The 4,375-nt window shown below is 24.8% G+C and carries 4 protein-coding genes; 1 reads left to right on the top strand and 3 read right to left on the bottom strand.

What is annotated here, in order from left to right:
• Nucleotides 1-137: 137 nt before the first annotated feature.
• Together KQI30_RS16500 and KQI30_RS16495 are read right to left on the bottom strand one after the other, a co-directional pair.
• On the bottom strand, nucleotides 138-587 hold the full coding sequence (locus KQI30_RS16500) for a hypothetical protein (RefSeq protein ID WP_253287557.1): 450 nt from the start codon (nucleotides 585-587) through the stop codon (nucleotides 138-140).
• Nucleotides 588-710: 123 nt separating this feature from the next.
• Nucleotides 711-1,001, bottom strand: coding sequence for a nucleotidyltransferase domain-containing protein (locus tag KQI30_RS16495; RefSeq protein WP_216464439.1), 291 nt, complete (start codon nucleotides 999-1,001; stop codon nucleotides 711-713).
• A gap of 771 nt (nucleotides 1,002-1,772) precedes the next feature.
• On the opposite strand from KQI30_RS16495, the gene KQI30_RS16490 reads away from it, so the two are divergent.
• Nucleotides 1,773-3,050 carry a hypothetical protein gene (locus tag KQI30_RS16490; RefSeq protein ID WP_216464438.1) on the top strand — a complete coding sequence of 426 codons (1,278 nt, stop codon included), beginning with the start codon at nucleotides 1,773-1,775 and terminating at the stop codon, nucleotides 3,048-3,050.
• Between the two features lie 469 nt (nucleotides 3,051-3,519).
• On the opposite strand, the gene KQI30_RS16485 is transcribed toward KQI30_RS16490, so the two are convergent.
• A complete protein-coding gene (locus tag KQI30_RS16485; RefSeq protein ID WP_253287556.1) occupies nucleotides 3,520-4,185 on the bottom strand; it encodes a tetratricopeptide repeat protein in 666 nt (221 codons plus the stop codon).
• Nucleotides 4,186-4,375: the final 190 nt, after the last annotated feature.

Below are 4,375 nucleotides of genomic sequence, written 5' to 3'. Positions count from 1 at the left end.
TTTTTGCAGTTGCCAGACCGCATTTTTATTATATCAGAAGGAGTTTTTTTATTATGTTTCATAGCTATAAGCTTTACTGAACCCCACGTCTAACGCGGGGTTTTCTAAATACAAAAAAGTTGCCAATAGGCAACCTCTTATCCAATTTTATAGTTTAGTTTTATCACTTCATTTGAACATTCTAAAAATATATCCAAATATAAAATATCTGAATTACAGAATTTTATTAGATCTAATTCTGCTTCTTCTCTTTTATAATAATCATGAGTGAATCTATTTCTAAGAGTTATGCATTTAATCATAAAATTACAAAGATAATCATCCATCAATCCATAAGATGTAGCAGCTTTTATAAGTTCTATACCACTCAATCTTGGATTAAATCTATCATTGATTACTAAATATGTTTCACAAATATCAATTATATACTCAGTAAAATCTGAAAAATATCCTGTCATACCTCTTGCAATAATATCATTTGGCAACTCTGAATATAATTTAACAGCTTTCCTTATCTTAAGTAAAAACTCATGTACACTATTGAATTTATCATTCAACCTCTCTTTTTTATATCTATAATACACCATATTTAGATTCCCAATCCTCTCTTACTAGTCTTATTAAATTATCATTTATCCTATTATATTTACTAATATACATAAGAAAGTCATAATGTAGATCTATATCGAATATTATTTTATCTTCATAATCTATATATATATATATATATCTGCAAATAAAGTATCAAAATTATTCATTGCTATAAATGTAAAATGTATGTTATCATATTGAAAATACTCTGATAATAAGTTTCTATATTTATCTTCAATCTCAATCTCTGTATTAAAATCTTTCTGTTTTACTAAAGCCAAAATATCTATATCACTACTATTTTCATACCAATGTTTGGTATTATAGCTTCCGAACAAAGTTAAGGATATTAAATTATTAGTACTATCTAGCTTCAATTGCGACAATAACTTTTTCATTTTACACTTCATTCCAATCTGCTTTTCTTAAGTATAACAAAGGATTTTATTATTTTCAAATTATAATAGCTTAGTTAAATATATATACCACCATATTCCAATATATTTAATATTTCAGCAGGCTATTATTTTTCTTTCTATATATCTCAAAAAACAGTTTCACTTAATAAATATTACTTTAATATTTGCCAATAAAATTGGTAACAGTAATTAGTAGTTAATAGTTATCCAATTAAGAAAACTGAGGAGTGTATAGATATGACATATATATTGCTGGCTATTATACTTCTATCTTACAGTGGAATTCCAACTATATATTATCGTATAAAATTCTTTTATAAATCTAAGCTTTATAATAATTCAAAAATATTATGTCTTACCTTTGATGATGGACCTCATGAAGTTTATACTGTCTTGTCTGTTTACACGATGGTCGTGACAGAAATAAAGCTCCCTTAAGAACTATTAGAGCGTTAGAAAAAACTATCCCTCTCTGAATTGAAAAAGGATATACCTTTGTAAAAATAGATGACCTAATTAAGACTACTGTCACAAGTAACTAACTTAAATTGTGACAGTAGTCTATTTTTAGTTTACCCAAGCTTTAGGTCAAAATAATTAAAAATAGATTTCAGAAGTTACGTCACGTACATTTGAAATCTACCATTAAAATATAGTTTATTAATATAATACACTATAGGGATTTGTCAAAACCTTTAATACAATTAAATACATTTTATTAATTTTATGTTATAAATATATTGTACTAAAGTGTTTAGGAAGGTGATTATTATAATTAAAGTAGCAACAATTATTAAATCAGAATTAATTGAAAATTCTTTATGCCTAAAAGTTAAGGTCCTTAGAGATTTTTTGCTAAAAGAATTTATATTTTTAAAAAGTAAAAGTACCCATGAATATATCCCCGTTTCAATTAGTACAGTTACTCCTCATACAGATTATTCTGATTATGATGCTTTACTTAAAGGTGATATTGGTGTTATTGACCTAAAAAAAAGTTTCACTACTTTAAATGACTTTGAAAATTATATTTATATAAATATACAAACTCCTATTGAAGATAAACCTGTTCGAGAAGATTTTGATATTACTAATGGTAATTTATATTTGCCACCAGTAGTTAATGTTAAAAACTCTACTACTAGAAAGGATTTTCTCAAATATATATCAAAGGAAGAAATATATATATTATATAATTACAACGCCTGTTATTGCCAGCTAAAACCTATTATTCATAGTAGTGGAAAACTATATTTATCATTTCTATTTAAAAAGACTATTGACTCTATAGATATTGTAAAATATCTAGAAGACTATGATGAGCAGTGGAAAAACTGGGATGATTCAAAAATAGAAAAAGAATTAGAACTCCCTATTGAATGGATAGAATCTTGTATAAAATCTTATGATTCAACATTTATTGCGAAAAAGCTAGAAAAAGGCTCAACAAATATTTATGAGTTTTATTGGGGTACTGTTACTACCGAAATCTCTAAGGAACATGGCTATTCATCTATTAATATTACATATATAGATGCAATAAATTTAACCATTAAAGAAAATCTTGGTGAATTTGAAATTTCAAATATAGTTAAAGTGAATAAAAACACTACAGTTAATGAATTTTTTAATACAATATGTATTGAAAATCTCTATAAACCTAATCTTAATAATACATATGTTCATTACAAATTACATTCTATTAAATATAATTGCAGGCTTCTTTCTATTGATTTTGAATTTAACTTTAATCAATTAAGTAAAATATTTATTTCTATTGATAATAAAATAGATGATTTAAATGTTGCTATAGAAAACCTTATATTTATAAACAATTGGCTTTTAAAAAATTTATCTATTGACTCGTCTTTGTTACAAGAAGAAAAAATAACTGAAGATACTATATTTACATATAACCTTTCATTTGGTACTATAATTTCTCAATTAGATGAAAATAATGTTGCCACTGTAGAAATAAATTATTTTATTTCTACTTTAGATATTGATAAAAGATCATCTTTGTACAGTGTTTTTAAGTAAAGAATAGTATGGATTGAATGAAATGAAAGCCAACACCATTTAGTTGTTGGAAGTAGTACGTCCTTATAATGCTTGAGCAAACCACCCGTTTTACGGGTGGTCATAACTTTACGATAAATTGATATTGCTATTTTTATATAGCATTAGTATACCTTTTTCTATTTTACTAGTTACAATAGCTGAAGTACTATTATAAGGATTCTTTATATAACTTACTTTTAAGTTATCATAATCTTGTAAAATAAACTCTAACCAACTATCAAAAGTTTCTATTTCTTTTAGAGCTACATACTTCGATTGATTTTATAATGTTACTATAACCTTTATTAATAATCTGAACCAAAGAGTTAATAACTCATCCCCTGTTTCAAATCCGTGTAATTTATTATTATGATAATATCCCTCAATATTTTCATTAAAATTGAAATGCAAGCATTACTTTTACATAATGCTTGCACTTTATTATATCCTATAATTGATTTAAAAGTTTATTCACTTTTAATAATGACTTTTCAATATATTCTTTGTTAGAGTCGGTAATATGAATACCTAAAATTTCTTCAAATATAAGTTCTTTGATGTCTGTAAAATCGATATAATTTTCTTTAGGATAAACTAATTGTATATTATCAAGTGCTTTTTTATACATAGCTTGAGATTCTGATAGTTTATTTTGACGAAAAAATATATAACCCAATTCATTAAAGTTACATACAAATCTGTCACATAAATTTATAGATTCAATTAATAGTTTTTCTCTGTTTTCATAATCTTCAAATCTATAATACCAAGACATAATATACTTAATCATAGATAACAATTTTTTATTATCAGTTTTTATATTATTTAACTTATGATACATTTTGCTATCTACACCACCTAATTCAAAATGATGTGTATAACATTCTAATATCAAAGCATATAAGTTGTCATTATCTAATTCGTAAATTTTTTCTACACACTTTAATGCCTTTTCATAATCTACTAACGGAGGGCATAATACCGTAACCCCTAACTTTATCCATAAATCTATGTTTTCATTGTCATCTTTAAGTTTATTTTCTATTATTTCTTCTGCTTTATATACGTCAAAATCATTAATTGCTAATTGCAGATCTTTTTCGAAATTATTCATAATATCCGTAAGCGTCAAAAATTAAGTACCTAGATACTAAAATCTCCAATTGATAAAATTAAGAAAATGATATTTTATCAGGAGGTTAGGTATGTATAAAAAATTAAGTAATGATGAATGGAGAGAATATATAAATCGTTATTATGCTAGTGATGAAAATTTAACTGTAAAAGATTATTGTGAAGAAAAT

The organism is Clostridium bornimense (genome assembly GCF_018917145.1).
Taxonomy (GTDB): Bacteria; Bacillota; Clostridia; order Clostridiales; family Clostridiaceae; genus Clostridium_AN; species Clostridium_AN bornimense_A.
This window is presented reverse-complemented; position numbering and strand designations above follow the sequence as displayed.